The 15,898-nt window shown below is 60.4% G+C and carries 13 protein-coding genes; 3 read left to right on the top strand and 10 right to left on the bottom strand.

The annotated features are described in order from the left end of the window. The first annotated feature begins 33 nt into the window (after positions 1–33). Positions 34–711 carry a GntR family transcriptional regulator gene (locus tag AC5JQH_RS12735; RefSeq protein ID WP_493805661.1) on the top strand — a complete coding sequence of 226 codons (678 nt, stop codon included), beginning with the start codon at positions 34–36 and terminating at the stop codon, positions 709–711. Positions 712–717: 6 nt separating this feature from the next. On the opposite strand, the gene AC5JQH_RS12730 is transcribed toward AC5JQH_RS12735, so the two are convergent. Together AC5JQH_RS12730 and AC5JQH_RS12725 are read right to left on the bottom strand one after the other, a co-directional pair. Further along, the gene (locus AC5JQH_RS12730; RefSeq protein ID WP_493805660.1) at positions 718–2,934 is read right to left on the bottom strand and encodes a patatin-like phospholipase family protein; all 2,217 of its coding nucleotides are present in this window, start codon (positions 2,932–2,934) and stop codon (positions 718–720) included. 7 nt (positions 2,935–2,941) lie between these two features. Further along, on the bottom strand, positions 2,942–3,547 hold the full coding sequence (locus AC5JQH_RS12725; RefSeq protein WP_405418300.1) for a hypothetical protein: 606 nt from the start codon (positions 3,545–3,547) through the stop codon (positions 2,942–2,944). Positions 3,548–3,765: 218 nt separating this feature from the next. Here AC5JQH_RS12725 and AC5JQH_RS12720 point away from each other — a divergent pair, with 218 nt between their 5' ends. Further along, complete coding sequence (locus tag AC5JQH_RS12720; RefSeq protein ID WP_008173227.1) at positions 3,766–4,131, top strand: hypothetical protein; 366 nt, start codon at positions 3,766–3,768, stop codon at positions 4,129–4,131. Positions 4,132–4,143: 12 nt separating this feature from the next. Here AC5JQH_RS12720 and AC5JQH_RS12715 read toward each other — a convergent pair whose 3' ends face one another. Next, complete coding sequence (locus tag AC5JQH_RS12715; RefSeq protein WP_493791596.1) at positions 4,144–6,945, bottom strand: ATP-binding protein; 2,802 nt, start codon at positions 6,943–6,945, stop codon at positions 4,144–4,146. 96 nt (positions 6,946–7,041) lie between these two features. Here AC5JQH_RS12715 and AC5JQH_RS12710 point away from each other — a divergent pair, with 96 nt between their 5' ends. Beyond that, positions 7,042–7,275: a DUF2789 domain-containing protein gene (locus AC5JQH_RS12710; protein WP_008173223.1), complete on the top strand. Its 234-nt coding sequence runs from the start codon at positions 7,042–7,044 to the stop codon at positions 7,273–7,275. On the opposite strand, the gene AC5JQH_RS12705 is transcribed toward AC5JQH_RS12710, so the two are convergent. From AC5JQH_RS12705 to AC5JQH_RS12675, 7 genes are all read right to left on the bottom strand, one after another. Continuing rightward, positions 7,269–8,762 (bottom strand): GGDEF domain-containing protein, encoded by a 1,494-nt coding sequence (locus AC5JQH_RS12705; protein WP_273017474.1) that lies wholly within the window; start codon positions 8,760–8,762, stop codon positions 7,269–7,271. The genes AC5JQH_RS12710 and AC5JQH_RS12705 overlap by 7 nt on opposite strands. Positions 8,763–8,830: 68 nt before the next feature. After that, positions 8,831–9,763: a tyrosine recombinase XerC gene (gene xerC / locus AC5JQH_RS12700; RefSeq protein ID WP_491712986.1), complete on the bottom strand. Its 933-nt coding sequence runs from the start codon at positions 9,761–9,763 to the stop codon at positions 8,831–8,833. 28 nt (positions 9,764–9,791) lie between these two features. Continuing rightward, positions 9,792–10,538, bottom strand: coding sequence for a DUF484 family protein (locus tag AC5JQH_RS12695; RefSeq protein ID WP_491712962.1), 747 nt, complete (start codon positions 10,536–10,538; stop codon positions 9,792–9,794). 16 nt (positions 10,539–10,554) lie between these two features. After that, on the bottom strand, positions 10,555–11,469 hold the full coding sequence (gene dapF / locus AC5JQH_RS12690; protein WP_008173211.1) for a diaminopimelate epimerase: 915 nt from the start codon (positions 11,467–11,469) through the stop codon (positions 10,555–10,557). A gap of 14 nt (positions 11,470–11,483) precedes the next feature. After that, entirely contained in the window at positions 11,484–12,734 is a 1,251-nt protein-coding gene (gene lysA, locus AC5JQH_RS12685) for a diaminopimelate decarboxylase (RefSeq protein ID WP_008173209.1), read from the bottom strand. 41 nt (positions 12,735–12,775) lie between these two features. Continuing rightward, a complete protein-coding gene (gene lptM / locus AC5JQH_RS12680) occupies positions 12,776–12,937 on the bottom strand; it encodes an LPS translocon maturation chaperone LptM (RefSeq protein ID WP_227497818.1) in 162 nt (53 codons plus the stop codon). Between the two features lie 66 nt (positions 12,938–13,003). Further along, positions 13,004–15,862: a class I adenylate cyclase gene (locus AC5JQH_RS12675; protein ID WP_483241169.1), complete on the bottom strand. Its 2,859-nt coding sequence runs from the start codon at positions 15,860–15,862 to the stop codon at positions 13,004–13,006. Between the last annotated feature and the right edge of the window lie 36 nt (positions 15,863–15,898).

Genomic DNA, 15,898 nt, shown 5'->3' with positions numbered 1-15,898 from the left:
GATTCAGCCAGTACGCAGTAGCGACAGATCACCATGAATGCCTTCAAACCCAGAGAAACGCTGACCGAACAGGTCGCCCGCCACATCGAGAATCTGATTGCCTTTGGCCAGCTTCGATCCGGAGAACGGATCTACGAGGGCGCCATGGCCAAGCAGATGGACGTCAGCCACGGTTCCATCCGGGAAGGGCTGTTGCTGCTGGAAAAGCGGCACCTGGTCCGTAATGTTCCCCGCAAGGGTGCGTTCGTGACACCGCTGGATGAGTACTTCGTCCGAAGCCTTTATGAAACCCTGGAACTTTACCTCACCCATACCGGGCGCAAGCTGGTGCGCAACTGGCAGCCTGATGATATGGCCAGGCTGGAAAGCCTCTACAACCAGATGCAGGCCTGCTACGGGAAAAACGATCTGATGGCGTTTCTGGAACTGGGGATTGAGTACACCAAGGCGTCGCTGGCGTATGCCGATAACTATTTCATTGTCTCGGCCATTGATGACCTCTGGCCGTCAGCAAAGCGTTGTGCCTTCGTCGCCTTTCGGCAAGGGGGCAATCGGGTGCTTGAGGACAACCTGTCGCACATGGAGCAATCCATCAAAGCCATCAAGGACCGGGATGAGGAGCGCCTGGCGGATATCCTGCACCGCTTCGCCCTGCAGCAGTGCCACCAGGTACTGGAGGCTATCGACCAGACCGGAGGCAAGACTGCCTGAAGGTCGTTAGTAGAAAAGCTGCGTGAACGAGAAGCCGATATTCAGGTAGGCGGTCCAGTTATCTTCATTGTTGTAGGCCGCCGCCAGTTGCACCGGGCCCAGGAAAGTGTCCACGCCGGCGAACACACTGGAGGATTTCACCGAGCTGTCCCAGCTTGCCGCATCCAGCGAGGGCCAGGCATTGCCCGCCTCGAACCCGGCGCCCACAAACCAGGGCAGCAGTGGTCCGCCAAAGCTCTGGCTGGCGTAGGCTGAGACCATCAGGGCGTTGTCTCCGGTAATTTCACCCGGCGCGTAAGCGGACAGACGCCGGAACCCGCCCAGGCGGACTGCGTTTTCAATGCCGGGCGTGCCCCGCGTTACCGCATGGGCGTACAGCAGCCCGGTCAACGTCAGGCCCTTCCAGCTCTCGGTGCCCAACGCCAGACCGGTGAGCGAATCAAACTCCCGGTCTGACCCCAACCCCTCACGCTCGAACCGCCCCCGAAGACCGGCAAAGCCACCCGCACGGGGGAAAAACGTATCATCCAGCGAGTCATGGACCAGTTGCAGGGCTATCCCGCCCTGATGCACGGAACCCTCAGGGGCCACCGGCTGGCCGATCTGCTCATCCACCATGGCATAGCCCCGGGCATAGATCAGGCGGATTTCAGCATTACCGCCAATCTCCATACCCAGTGCCAGATCCGCTTGTCGGAAGGTCACGTCCACCTCCGCAATGCGGGTGCCGGCGGCATCGAACAGGCTGAACGTATCCCGGGAATACTCGCCGCCAAGGACGAGGAATCTCTCATAGCCGTAATCCAGAGGCTGATACCATTGGCTGCGAACCCAGGGCTCGGTGCCCAGCTGGACACCGGTCTGCCACTCCCCACCCAGTTCATTCAACTCGGTAATGCGCAGAGAGGAGGCGAGATTGAACCGGGTTTCCCCGTCAAAGTTGTCCTCATAGTTGAGGCCGAAGGACAGGTAATTCGGACCCCAGCTCTTTTCCTGAACGCGCACGGTCAGAATGGTGCCTTCGGGTGCTGACGAGATTGAGTAGGACACGATCTCGTAATAGCCGACGCCATAGATCCGTTTGAGATCGGCTTCCAACTGCTCAGTATCCAGGGGCTCGCCGGTTCTCTGCCGGATCCGTTCCCTGAGAAAATCACGGGCCAGCCGACGGCTGTCTTCGATCTCGATACGTGAAACGATGTTTGCTCCGTCGTCCCGCGCCGCCACATTGTCCCGCCAGGCGGCCCACGCCTTGCGGGTTACCGCCAGAGGCCGCAGCTCGACACCGTGTTCCCTGGCGGAACTGGCGCCCAGCTCAAACAGTACCGGCGCATCATAAAAATCGGCGGAGGTGTAGCCTTCCAGATCGGGACGTATCAGCACATCGCCATCGGCAAGCAGGTCCAGTTGCTGATCGGTATTTCGTCGGGTCATGATGGTGGTGAGCTGTCCGACCACAGAGAACGCCCCACCCAGTTCGTCCGCTTCCATGAGGCTGTCGGTGATATCAACGGCAATTATGACGTCAGCGCCCAACTCCCGGGCAACACTCACCGGCAGGTTGTTGGCAACGCCGCCATCCACCAGCAACCGCCCATCCCGTTCGACCGGGGCATAAACGCCCGGGATACTCATGCTGGCCCGAATGGCCTCGGACAGGTTGCCGTCACCGATAACCACCGGCTCACCGGTCTCCAGGTCTGTGGCAACGGCCCGGAAGGGAATCGGCAAGCGGTCGAAATCCTCGACCAGCGCGGCGTTGCGGGTCAGCTCGTTGAGAATAAAGCCAAGGTTCTGGCCGGCGATGAGCCCACCGCCCAGGTGCAAACCGTCGGCACGCACCCCGATACCCGGGACCACCGGAAACCGCCAGTCATCCTGCTTGCGCCGAACCGGCTTGTAGACCCGGCCGGGATCGTCGCGAAAGCTGGAAAGCCAGTCCATCTCGATAAAGCGCTGCTCGATGTCACTGACCGGCATACCACTGGCATACAGGGCACCGACTGCGGAACCCGCGCTGGTGCCAACCACCAGATCAACAGGAACCCGCATTTCCTCCAGAACCCGCAGCACGCCAACATGGGCCATACCCTTGGCGCCGCCGCCACTCAGAACCAGCCCTACCTTGGGACGCTCCTCAGCCGAAGCCAGTGGTGCCAGGAGAATCATGATGACGGCGATCAGTCGAGGGGCATTCCGGCCCCAGGGGTTGCACTGGCTCACAATTGGGTTATTTCCGCTCGGAGGAGTCGTCGTCCGCCAGTGACAGGTGGGATACGTCAGGTATCATCGGCGGCGGCAGGTCACGCTCGACACCCAGATCACTACCAGCCGGAGCCAGGCTCCACTCGTCCAGATGCTGAAACATCGGTGGCTCCACTTCGGTCTTCTCTGTCAGGTTGACCCCGACCGGATCCAGACTCAGACCGGAGCCGGAAAGTATCGTATCCACCTTCTCTCCCGCCACCGGCAGACGATCGCCAGGCTCGGTTTCAGGAACCCCACGGCGCTGCTCTTCAGCCGGCGGGGCAGAGGGCGTCGGTTCCGGACGGGGCTGACTTGCGGGGGCCGACGGGGCCTGCTGTCGTGCCGCACTGGCAGCAGGCCGGGCGTCAGCCATCGGCTGGACATAAGCTACCATGCCGTGCTTTTTCAATACCGCCCGGTATTTTTCAGCCTGAACCTCTTCCAGCTTGTTGCGAATAACCACCGGCTGACCACTGAACATGCGATCAACCTGATCAAGAGAAGCCTTGAACAGGGTTCTGGCATTGTTGCGCGCCGTTTCCAGATCCGTTCCGGGAACGCATTCCCCTTTAAAGACAAGCTGAAACATGCGTTTTCCTCTCTAAGTCCGTCTTACCCACATCATAGTTGATCGTGCACCGGACCGGGAGCCCGAAAGCCCGGTCGTCACTGTATCGAGACTGCAAACAATTGAAAAATTAATGTCACATATCACGCAAAATGCGACAGACTCTGCAATAATCAACAGTAACCAAACTTTACACTTGGTTACAGATTAACCGGAATGTCACCAGGGAGTGGCCTCCAATGACGATCACACGCTCACTACGCCTCGCTGCCACAGCCCTTTTGCTGTCGGCACCGCTTGTTCATGCCGAAAATCTTGATGTACTCATGAGCCAGGTGTTTCCGGAAGCCCAGGCGACCTATATCGGGTACGAGAGCGTTGAACGACAGGATATCCCCGCCAGCGCGGCGGTCGAGCGCAAATACCTGATTGTGGATTTCCGCCTGGCTTCTAACGACATGGCATCTGAACAGCTTCAGGCCAGTGTGCACAAGGTCTGCATGACTCTGCTGAAAGACCGCGACCTGATCCGCCAACTCTCGGATTCCGGTTACGACATGGTCTCGGTCGCTTTCGACCGTCGCTCGCAGTTCGATTGTCTGTAACCCACCCGGCTCTTACTCTTCGCGGCCGAGCAACTTCGGGAAAGCCTCAAGAGCACTGTTGACCGCGTCCAGGTTGAATGCCTCGACATCCGCAAGCAGCTTCTCCCCGTAACGGGTAACGGAACGTGACCGGAATCGCTGGCCCCAGGCCAGCACCCGGCGTGCAAAGTCTTTCATCTGCTCCGGATCGCCACTCTCTCTCACAGCTTCCCACTCGTCACCGAAATCCGCCGCGAGCTGTTCCCTGAGCCAGCCCCGCTCCTGCATGCTGAGAGTCTGGGCCAGCAGCCGGTCGGATTCCTTGGGAACGCCCTCGTCTTCCGCCTGTTCCACCGTCGCCTCAACCCGGGGCAAGGTCACCGTAAAGACCGAACCGGAACCTTGCTCACTCTCAACTTCCAGCTCACCGCCCATCATACGGGCCAGCTTCCGGCTGATGGCCAACCCGAGACCGGTTCCACCATAGCGCCGCGTATTCTGCCCCTCCTGCTGCTCAAAGGCATCGAAAATACGCTCCACCTGATCCGGCGGGATACCGATACCGCTATCGCTGACCGTGACGATCAACTTGTAATACTGGCGTTCCGGCGCTTCCGGGTTCTGTTCCGCTTCTGCCGACCGCTTCTTGAGCGGCTTCGCGGTTGCCCGAACTGTGACACCACCGTCGTGGGTGAACTTGATGGCGTTGCCGACCAGGTTGAACAGAACCTGCCGAAGACGGGTTTCATCCAGCATCATGGCGCCGGGCATTCGCGAGTCGACACTCACTTCCAGGGTTATGCCCTGCTCCCGGGCCCGCAGATCGAAAATGTGGCGAACATCATCCAGGAGACGACGGACCGATACGGCGGAATAGTCCAACCGCATTTTCCCCGCCTCGATTCGGGACAGGTCCAGAATGTCGTTGATCAGCATCAGCAGACTTCGACTTCCCGCCCGGATGGCGTCCAGGTAATTGCGCTGCTGCGGGTCGGTAACACTGTTGCTGAGCAGATCGCTGTAGCCGATCACCGCGTTCATCGGCGTTCGTATTTCGTGGGACATATTGGCCAGGAACTCACTCTTGGCCAGGCTGGCGGCCTCCGCCTCCCGGGCCAACCTCTCGGCTTCGAGCTTGGCAGCCCGCAACTCGTCTTCGCTCCGGCGCAGGGCATTCTCCGAACGGATACGCTCATCCACCTCCCGCGACAACTTGCGGTTCCAGTACAGGAAGATCAGCACGACCAGGATGGCGATCAGCACCACCCGCCGCACCACGGTGTAATCGGTCTCCTGCTCGATATCCAGATGAATCCACCTGTTGTAGATGGATTCTGTCTCGCTGGCTTCGAGGCTGCCCAGCGCCTTGTTCAGCACCCGGTGCAGCTCGGGGTTGTCCTTGCGCACGGCCAGTCGCAGGTCGTACTGGTAGGGAGTGATGCTGGTAATCCTAAGGTTCGACAGCCCCAGCCGGGCGACTGTGTAGCTGACCGCCGGAATATGGGTAACCATGACATCCAGGTCGCCGTTGGATAGCGCCAGAAGCCCCTCCTCCACCGTATCCATCGGGTAAAGATCCAGGTTCGGATGATTGATCAACAGGTAATCGTGGGCCGCATGCCGGTTCACCACACCCACCCGTTCCGTGCGGAGTTCCCGGAGATCGCCGATAAAGCGACCGTCGTCCCTGATGGCAAGGGCGATGGGCACGGTCAGATAGGCCCGGGTAAACAGAAATGCCTCTTCGGTGCGCGGCGTCCGGGACAACCCGGGAAGAATATCCACCTCGCCCGAACGCAGTTTCTCTTCTGCATCCATGCGGCCTCCAGCGACAGAGCGCGTAAACCGTACGTTCAGTTCGGTTTCCAGCCGGGTCAGCAAATCCGGAACCAGACCTGTGGGCCGGCCATCCTGAGTGTATTCAAACGGCGGCCAGTCCGCGCGAAACGCAACTTTCAGATCTGGATGCTGCTTGAGCCACTCCATATCCGACCCGGATAATTCCAGGCCAGTTCGTTCGAGGGAAGGCTGATCCGCCTGCAGCCATGACTGTCGGATGGTGCGATGCTCGTTGTGACTGATCGCCGCAATGGACTTGTTCAACACCTGGTAAAGCAGATCCCGATCAGTATCCACCCGCAACACCACATCTACCGGGCTGTTATCCAGCAGCACCGACAGACCAATACCATTCACCATCGCCGACTGGAGGTAATCGGACACCACTGGCACCGGTGCCAGAAACGCATCGGCCTGCCCCGAAAGAATCTGGCCGACGGCTTCGCTGACGTTGCTGACCGGCACCGGCGTAAACTCCTCGACGGGGTCCAGCATGGGATACTGGTTGGGGTCACCGGCAATAACCGCAATCCGGCTGCCCTCAAGATCGGCAAGGGTCCGGATGGCCGCATCGCCGGCGCTGACGAACACGCCATAGGTAAGAGACATCAGGGGATCGGTGAAACGCTTGCCGGGCACCACCGGCATCCCCGGCATTCTGGTGGTCAGAACCGCATCGGTTGCCAGCTCACTCCTGACCGGGCCGCTATCCTGCCCGATCTCCAGGACGATGGGCTCCATGGCGACGCCCAGTTTGTCGGAGAGCCGGGCAAGGTAGTCAATGTAGGTCCCAGCAAGCACTCCATTGCCGGTATCGAAAACCAGCGGCACCTGATCGCTGCGAAGACCGATACGAAACCGGTCCTGCCCTTCCAGCCAGGTCAGCTCCTCTTTGCCTAGCACGGGGGCCGGCGATGCTTGCGGCGGTTCCGCCCGCAGGGGGGATTGAAACAGCGCCAACAGGCAGCATAGTAGAAAGGCAAGGGTAACCTTCACTGGATATCCTTAAGGGTTCCGCTACATTTCAGGGAACAATACCTGCAAACGCCATTGATTTCATTCAGGCAAACGGCCAACGGGAGACGAATGTCCATGGACACCAGCAAACACACCCTCAGTACTCTGTTCGAGCAGCTAGGCCTCGCGTCCGACGCCAAAAGCATTGAGGATTTTGTCGCCAGGTACTCGCCCCTGCCGAGCGAAGTTGCCATCCAGGATGCTCCCATCTGGTCTGAAAGCCAGTCTCACTTCCTGGAAGAAGGCCTGGAGGAAGACAGCGACTGGGCGGAGGTGATCGACGAGCTGGACGCAATGATGCGTCACTGAATCTCGGCACTGTCGCTAATCATCACCTGGTCCCGGCCGGCGTCCTTGGCCTGATAGAGGGCCCGGTCGGCCCGGTCGAACACCGACTCCTCGGTGTCGCCGGCAATGAATCCCGCCAGGCCGGCTGAGAAGGTCACAGTGACCGGCTCGCCGCGGAAGTGGAACGGCAGCTTGCCGACATGTTCCCGCAACTTGTCCACCACTGCTCGCGCGTCCGAAGGTTCGGTTTCCGGGAACAACACCACGAATTCCTCGCCGCCAAAACGAGCCACAAAATCCGTGGTGCGCAAGCGATCCCTGAACTCCCTCGCAACCAGCTGCAACACCCTGTCGCCGGCCTTGTGACCATAGGAGTCGTTGATCCGTTTGAAAAGATCGATATCCAGCACACCGATGGTCAACGGATGGCTGTAGCGTTGCCAGCGGTTGTACTCGAATGACAGTCGCTCCTGCCAGGCTTCACGGTTGGGCAACTCGGTAAGCAGGTCGGTCATGGCCCGGAGCCGCTCCTTACGGACCTGTTCCTGCATCTGCTCGGAGTGGGCCTCCATGGCCGCCACTTTCTCCTGCATGGCCTCAAGCTGCTCGGAGAGCGCACGCTCGCGCTCGGATTCCTGGGTACGGAAACGGCCTACCGCCTGACCAATGGACTCAAGATGACGACTGACCGACTGTTTTAGGTCCTGAAGGTCATCGCTCTCCTGCAAACGTTGCCCAACCCGCTCAATTTCCTCGCGGATCTCCCGATCAAGGTGCTCTGAGGCATCCAATCGGCCGGACTGGGCCGAAGACTGGGCCGAGAAGTGTTCCCTCAACAGCTCCAGACGTTCATCGAGACGCTTGAGAAAGGCTTCGAACTCGCGCTTGCTCCGGGTAACCGCAGCGATGACCAGCTCAGCCACATGGTTCAGGCCTTCGCGCAATTCATCCCAGTCGTTACTGGCCAGGAGAGATTGCTGCAACGCCCGGGCCCGGGCCTCGGCGGCAGGCTCAAGGGAGACCTGGGTAAGCATCTGACCCAACAGCTGGCCCACACGGCGGGCAATGCGCAACCGCTGAACGTTGTCCTCGACATCCTGGTCATTGCCCGGGAGGGACTCCGGCTGCTCGCTGCTTTCCGGTAAAGGTTCCGCGCTGACCTGTTGCTGCTGTTGCTGGGGCTCTTGCTCTGGTTCTCGCGCCAGACGGGAGAAAAAGGAAGGCTTCCTGTCGTTGGCCGACTGGCGCTCATCGAGCAGGGCGACCTGGCGATCAATCTGATCCTGCAAGTCCTTCCAGGCGTCCACATCTACCCGGTTTTTCCGCAGGTCCTTCCGGATGCGAGCCAGTAACCGATCCAGCTCCGGGGTCTGGCCTTCGGAGGCGAGACTGGTGCGCACCAGCATGCGTTCAAGGGTATTCCGCTCCGCCTTCCACTGCTTTTCCCGATTGTCTGCAGACTCGAGTTCCTGAAGGTATTTTTCCTTCCAGGACTGATCCGATGCCATGGAGCGCTCCCGCCTATCCTTGCTGTACTGTTGATGTGTGAAAAACCCCTGGATGACCCTTGCTGGCCTCAGGAACTCTCGTCACTGGTCTTACCATGATACCGATCGCGTCGTGCTCTGGGGTGACTCTGGTCATAAACCCGCGCCAAATGTTGAAAATCAAGATGAGTATAGACCTGGGTCGTGGCAATGTCGGCATGGCCCAGAAGTTCCTGTACGGCACGAAGGTCACCACTGGATTCAAGCATGTGGCTGGCAAACGAGTGTCGCAGCAGGTGCGGATGGAGCTTCTGGTCGGCACCACGGCTGATTCCCCAACGGCTAAGGCGGGCCTGGATACTTCGGTGGCTGAGTCTTTCGCCCCGCTGGCTGACGAACAGGGCAGCCTCACCGTCATTGGCCAGCGCCGCTCTGTACGGTAGCCAGGCCTGTATGGCTGCAATGGCTTTTCGTCCGACGGGCAGCAGGCGTTCCTTGCCACCCTTACCCATCACGCGAACCTCACCACTGCACAGATCGACGGTATCCAGATCCAGGCTTGCCAGCTCCGCCAGCCGCAACCCGGAAGAATACATCAGCTCGAACATACATATATCCCGCACTTCCAGGGGATCGTCCGGCTGTCCGTCCAGTAGATGATTCAGTTGATCCACATCTGCAACGCGAGGCAGACGGCGGCCACTCTTGGGGGCCCGGATATCCAGCGCCGGATTATCCGATGCCAGCTTCTCCCTGAGCAGGAACTGGTAAAAACGGCGGGTCGCCGAGAGATGTCTGGCAATGCTCCGGCCTGACAACCCCTCCCGGCTGAGCGTCGCGACGTAGCGGCGCAGGTCGTGGTTGGTCACCCGTTGCCAGGCAACGAATCCACTGCGGCCCAGCCAGTCCGCCAGACGCAAAAGGTCGCGCTGGTAGCTGTCGCAGGTTCTCGGAGAATGGCGTTTTTCAGAAGCCAGGTGCCGGATAAATTCCGCCAGCGGCCCGGTCAGCTCATTGGGCACTGCCGGACTCTCCGGGGCTTCTGACACGTTAGCGGGACTCCGTCGCCATGTCGGTGACCGGAGCAGCCGCTGTGTGGCGCTGCACCATGGGCGGCAGCAGGCGGCTTAGTGTGTCGCTGATGTAGCTCAGGAACAGGGAACCCATGCTCTGGTCAAAGTGCCCCGGCTGGCAGCTACCGACCGCAAACACGCCCACCAGCTCGTCATGCCTCAGCGGCACCAGGGCGACCGAGGCAATGGGTTCTTCACGGTCCGCAAACAGGAACTCCCGTTCGCTTTCACGGAACTGACCGCACACAGCCCGCTCACCTTCCAGCAGGCTGCCCAGGCGCTCACGGGCCGCAGAAGGACTGACCACATGCAGGGCGCCTTGAGAGGCCTCAGGCAGCTCAACATCGGTAAACAACAACACGGAAGCGGCGTCGAGACCGAAATCACCACGGATACTGTCATCAATGGCAGCAGCCATATCGTTGAGCGTCCGCGCTTCAATCACCTGCATCAGCAAACGCTTGCTCTTCTCGAACAACCGGTCGTTATGGCGGGCGATGGATACAAGCTCTACCAACTCCCTGCGCAGGGTGTCCCGCTGCTCCCGGAACAGATGCACCTGGCGTTCGACCAGCGAAATGGCCCGGCCACTGTCGTGGGGCAGGGTCAGGCTGCGCAGCAGCTCGTCCTGGTCGATGAAGAAATCGGGGTTGGCGCGCAGGTAATCCGCCACCTCTTCCCGGGTGAGCTCACCGGCCTTCTGGCGGGCCGTTTGTTCTGTCATGGAGTACTCCTGGCTGTCAGGATCGTTGTTTATGGGGGCGAGCGCTCCTGCGTCGACGACCACCAGAATCACCCGGCAGCCTCAACTGCCCCTCAAATACGCTGGTTGCAGGCCCTTCCATCATAACAGGGGTCCCTTCACCCTGCCATTCAATGACCAGAGGGCCACCCCGCAATTCCACTTCCACGCGGGCATCCAGCAGGCCTCGCAGGCAGCCGGCCACCACGGCGGCACAGGCACCACTACCGCAGGCGAGGGTCTCGCCCGAGCCACGCTCAAACACCCGCAGGCGGACATGGGTACGATCCAGAATCTGGAGAAACCCGATGTTGGCCCGTGCCGGGAAGCGGGGATGCCGCTCGAGCTTGGGCCCCAGCGTTTCCACCGGCGCCTGGTCTACATCCTCAACCAGCAGCACACCATGGGGGTTACCCATGGACAAGGCGCTCAGTTCCACTGTCTGGCCGTCCACATCCACGGTGTAGACATCCTTTCGACGGTCGGCGGCGAACGGAATGGCCGGCGGATTGAACTCGGGCACGCCCATATTGACCATCACCATGCCTTCCCGGCCGACACGGAGCTCGATCACGCCCTTGGCGGTCTGGACGCGGATGACCTTTTTGTTGGTCAGTCGCTGGTCCCGGACAAACCGGGCGAAGCAGCGGGCACCGTTGCCGCACTGCTCCACCTCGGACCCGTCCGCATTGAAAATGCGGTAGCGGAAATCGACATCCGGCAGCCCGGGCGGCTCCACCACCAGCAACTGATCGAAGCCAATTCCGAAATTCCTGTTGGCCAGTTCGCGGATCATCTCGGGGCGCAGACGAAAAGGCTGGCTGATGGCATCCACCACCATAAAATCATTACCCAGCCCATGCATCTTGGTGAATCGAAGCATGGGGCCCTGGGTCCGGCGTTGCTGTGTCATCTCCTCGCTCCCGCTCATTCCGGAAGGCAGCTCTCGGGTGCGAGCTGGTCTTCGAGAGTTTCACGGCGGCGGACCACATGCACCTGGTCGCCATCGACCATGAGTTCCGGCGGCCGGTTCCGCGTGTTGTAGTTTGAGCTCATGACAAAGCCATAGGCTCCCGCAGAGCGAACCGCCAGCAGATCCCCGGCCTGCAGGCGCAGGTGACGGTCCTTGCCCAGGAAATCGCCGGTTTCACAGACCGGACCAACCAGATCCCAGGCCTTTTCCTCACCATCCTGGTGTGGCTTGACCGGGATAATCGCCTGCCAGGCGCTGTACAGGGCCGGCCGGATCAGATCATTCATGGCGGCATCAATGATGGCAAAATTCCGGTGCTCGGTGCACTTCAGGAATTCGACTCTGGTAACCAGGATGCCAGCGTTGGCGGCAATGGATCGGCCGGGCTCCAGAATCAGCTCCAGTTTGCGGTCACCCAGGCGCTCGGCCAGCGCTTTCACGTAATCCGACGGCTGTGGTGGCTGCTCATGGTTGTAGGTGACGCCCAGGCCACCGCCCATATCCAGGTGATGAATGTGGATGCCCTGGTCCGCCAGGGAATCAATCAGGGCCAGCACTCGGTCCAGTGCGTCGAGGAACGGTGACACGCTCGTCAGCTGTGAGCCGATGTGACAATCCACACCCTTCACGTCGAGATTCGGCATACCTGCCGCACGGGCATAGACCTGCGACGCTTCGGCAATATCAATCCCGAACTTGTTCTCTTTCAGACCCGTGGAAATATAGGGATGGGTACCGGCATCAACATCCGGGTTCACCCGCAGAGAGATCGGCGCCTTTACGCCGAGTTCTCCCGCCACCGCATTGAGCCTGTCCAGTTCGGTATCGGATTCGACGTTGAAGCAGCGCACGCCCACTTCAAGGGCCCGCTTCATTTCCCATTCCTGCTTGCCAACGCCGGAGAAGACCACCCGCGACGGATCACCACCGGCCCGCAGTACCCGCTCCAGCTCACCGGCCGACACGATATCAAAGCCGGCACCGAGCCGCGCGAGAACGTTCAGCACCGCCAGATTGCTATTGGCTTTAACGGCGTAGCACACCAGGTGCGGGTGATCCCGAAGGGCGTCATCATATGCCCGGTAATGTCGCTCAAGCGTGGCGCGCGAATACACGTAGGCCGGTGTGCCAAAACGATCGGCAATGGCAGAGACAGGGATATCCTCGGCGTACAGCTCGCCGTCGCGGTAGTTGAAATGATCCATGAGTTTCCTGATTCGTTTAACGGGGCCGGGAGGCCATGGCGCTAGTCGCGGGTTTCTTCGCGATCGGGCTGCTCCTGGGCCGAATCCGGCCCGGACGTTATCGAAGCGGCCTGACTGTCACGGTACAACGGACCTTTCTGACCGCAACCGCTCACAACCAGAGCCAGCATCAACGTCATGATCGACAGAGTCCACGCTCGCATATCGGCTACCTACCCCTGAGTTCACTATGGGCGCAGTATACCTGACACCCGCCCCGGGCCGCGAGGTCAGCGAGTCCTCGCGAGGTGGCGGTTCAGGGAATCTTCCAGCACAGACCGGTAATACAGGTATTGGCTGGTCTGGATATCCTGCTGATACACCCGGGGGTCGAGGTCGTGGGGCAGGTGGATATCGGTCAGGTACACCGGGTAGACCTCATCGCTATGTCGGAGGGAGCGGATGTAGTGGGCCACTGCCGGAATCAACTGGTCGCCGTACTCCTGGACGCTGAATTCCTGGTCACCACAGAAAATGTCGAAGCGCAGGCGACTGTCGCCCTCGTGGATGCCCACGGCCTGCACCTCAAATCCGGGCAGAGGCACTCCCGAATCCGACTCCGGCCGGTACTCGGCCCGCCAGGCCCCGTCCCGCCGGACAATTTCGTAGCACTGGACGCCGGCCACAACGCCGGCGGAATCGGTATGGCGCAGCAATCGCCGCTCGATCAGGTTATCCAGGAAACGCAGTACCGGCACCAGCAAATGCCGTCGACTGGTCACCGCCTGTTCCCAGCTGAACACAGAACCCAGTTCGTCAACGACCCAGAGCCGGGCCTGATCGCCGAGAATACGATAAAACACCTGGATGTTGTCCGGTTCGCTGGCCAGGCAAACCGCCCGCAAGGCCGGCTCGTCCTGCAACGCGTAACGATCGAACACCACCGGCAGGTACCGCTCCTGGGGCAGCGCCAGATGCTCCATCAGCGCCTCAAAGCTGTCGAGTGCCACAAACCCCGGTTCCAGGCCGTTGAACTGGAGCAGGAAGTAGCGACGATCCATTTCAATCACATAGCGCAGCGGATGCGGGCCGGTACCTCCGGCAAAAAAGGGCCGGAGGACATCGGCAAACAGCTCCTGAACCCGGCGGGCAATGGCAGAGCCATGACCACGGTTGTGGCAGTGCACCCGAACGGCCGGCAATTCGTCGGGATTGGCTGCCACCGATGCTAGAACATTCTTCAGGCACTGGATCAGTGTATCGCCCGCTGCGTAATGCTGGAGACTGACTTCATGCCAGCTGTTGAAAGTAATCTGGTCGATGCTGATGACCAGATTCTCCCGCCCGCCGCTAAAGCCCAGAGAATCGTGCCGGGAACTGAGCTTGTGAAGGCCCTTTTCCGTGAGGTGGGCCTGAGGGTCAATGCCGACGTTCACCAACAGCAGATTCCTCAACGGCCGCACACCCCGGGACAACGCTTCCCGTTCCGCCGGGGCAATCGGAAATGGCAGGAACGCAGACAGGGCATCAAGCATTTCACGCAACTCGCTGACGGAGGCAATACTGGTGCCCGACCGCACATTCAGTCGAGTCGAGCGGGTCAGCAGACCGTTGCAATAGCACCAGACCATCAGTTCCGCCAGATTTCCAGAGCGACGGATAACCGGCTGCCAGAAAGCGTCTGCCGGGTCTTCTAGGTCCCGGTACAGCAGCCAGCCGTCGGCGTCGCCGCCCTGCTCCGACTGATGATGAAATGCCAGGTTTTCCTCCGCCAGCGACGGGGCCAGCCCGGGATTGATCTGCTCGATCTTGCCCGCCTTGCGCTGAAACGCAGCATAAAGCTTGCGGCCCAGGAGATTGATATCGTTGGCGCTGATGGCGGCGCGTTGGCCATGCTCCCTGGCCATTTTCGACAGCAGGCGGTAACCGTGGGTCAATTCGTTGACGATGGTGCGACGCAGGGTGGTGACATCCTCTGCCCGCCAGCGTTGACGATCATCCAGCTCCGCCAGCGTGTTTTCACTCCAGCCCCAACCTGTCACCATCTGGCGCAGCAGGCGGGCACGCCATTGCTCACCGGAGACCTCGGACCGCGTCAGTGGCAAACTGGCTTTCAGATACAGGCTCCGGCGAATCAGGTCCAGCCTCGACGCCACTTCCGGTCCGGTCAGCCAGCCCTCCAGCCGATTGTAGAGCATGACGTAAGGGTCCAGACGGTCGGCATCGGTTTCGCCGCGGAAAACGGCCCGCTTGAATTGGCTGGACAACAGAGCCTCACCGGTGGTCCGCGCATAACATTCGATCAGAAGCAGTTTCAGAATCGACTTCCAGGGCGCATCAATCCCCTTGTACAACTGCCAGACGCCCGCACCAAGGAATTCTTCCTCCGGAATCGCCGGCACCGGGCCAAAATCGATATAGTCCTCGGCGCGCACAAACCGGTAATCTACCAGCTTGCGCATGCAGTCATCGTAGGTTTCCTCCCGCTCCGCAGGAATCAGCCACCACATGGGCCAGGCACCGGCCAGATGGATGCTGGTCCGGTAGAACTCGTCCAGCAGCAGGAAATGCTGGGCGCTGCCACAGTTCTCGCCGGTCACCTCTACCCGTTGCCGACCGGCACGCCAATCCGAAGCACAGAAGACGAATACGTGCAGTTCGACACCGAAAGATTCCGCCCAGCGGGCCAGCTTCTCGGCTTTGCGCTCAAGACAGCGGATGCCCCGCTCGGGCAGGTCACTGCGGTGACAGAGCCAGACGTCGAGGTCACTGGCCACGGAATGGCCAAGGGTTCCCGGGCTGCCCATCAGGAACATGGCGTCCAGATCCGGTTTGCGCTTGCCTTCATCCTTCAGCGAAAAAGTCCGGGCCAGTCGACGAGCCGCATTGATGGTGGCCGGTGACGGCTGATAGTTGCTCAGGCCATAGGGGCAATCGCTGTCCAGGTAACCGGGCAGGGCCGGATGGTTGAGATGAAACACCAGCGGCAGAATTTCCAGCACCATCTGCTGGCGATAGGACAACGCAGAATGGGCACGGTCCCAGCGCTGCTGATTGACCAGCAGAAACCGGTCCCTCAGGCGACGGAGGGTCTTGCGATCTATTCCCTCCTCAAAGTCGAGGGAAATCGGGGCAACGTGGGCGGTCAAGGCGGCTCCGCAGAGAGGTTCTTTTCAGCATCAGTA

It is taken from the genome of Marinobacter sp. H13, assembly GCF_059072335.1.
The sequence above is the reverse complement of the archived record's forward strand: the minus strand, read 5'-3'. Positions and strand labels throughout refer to the sequence as shown.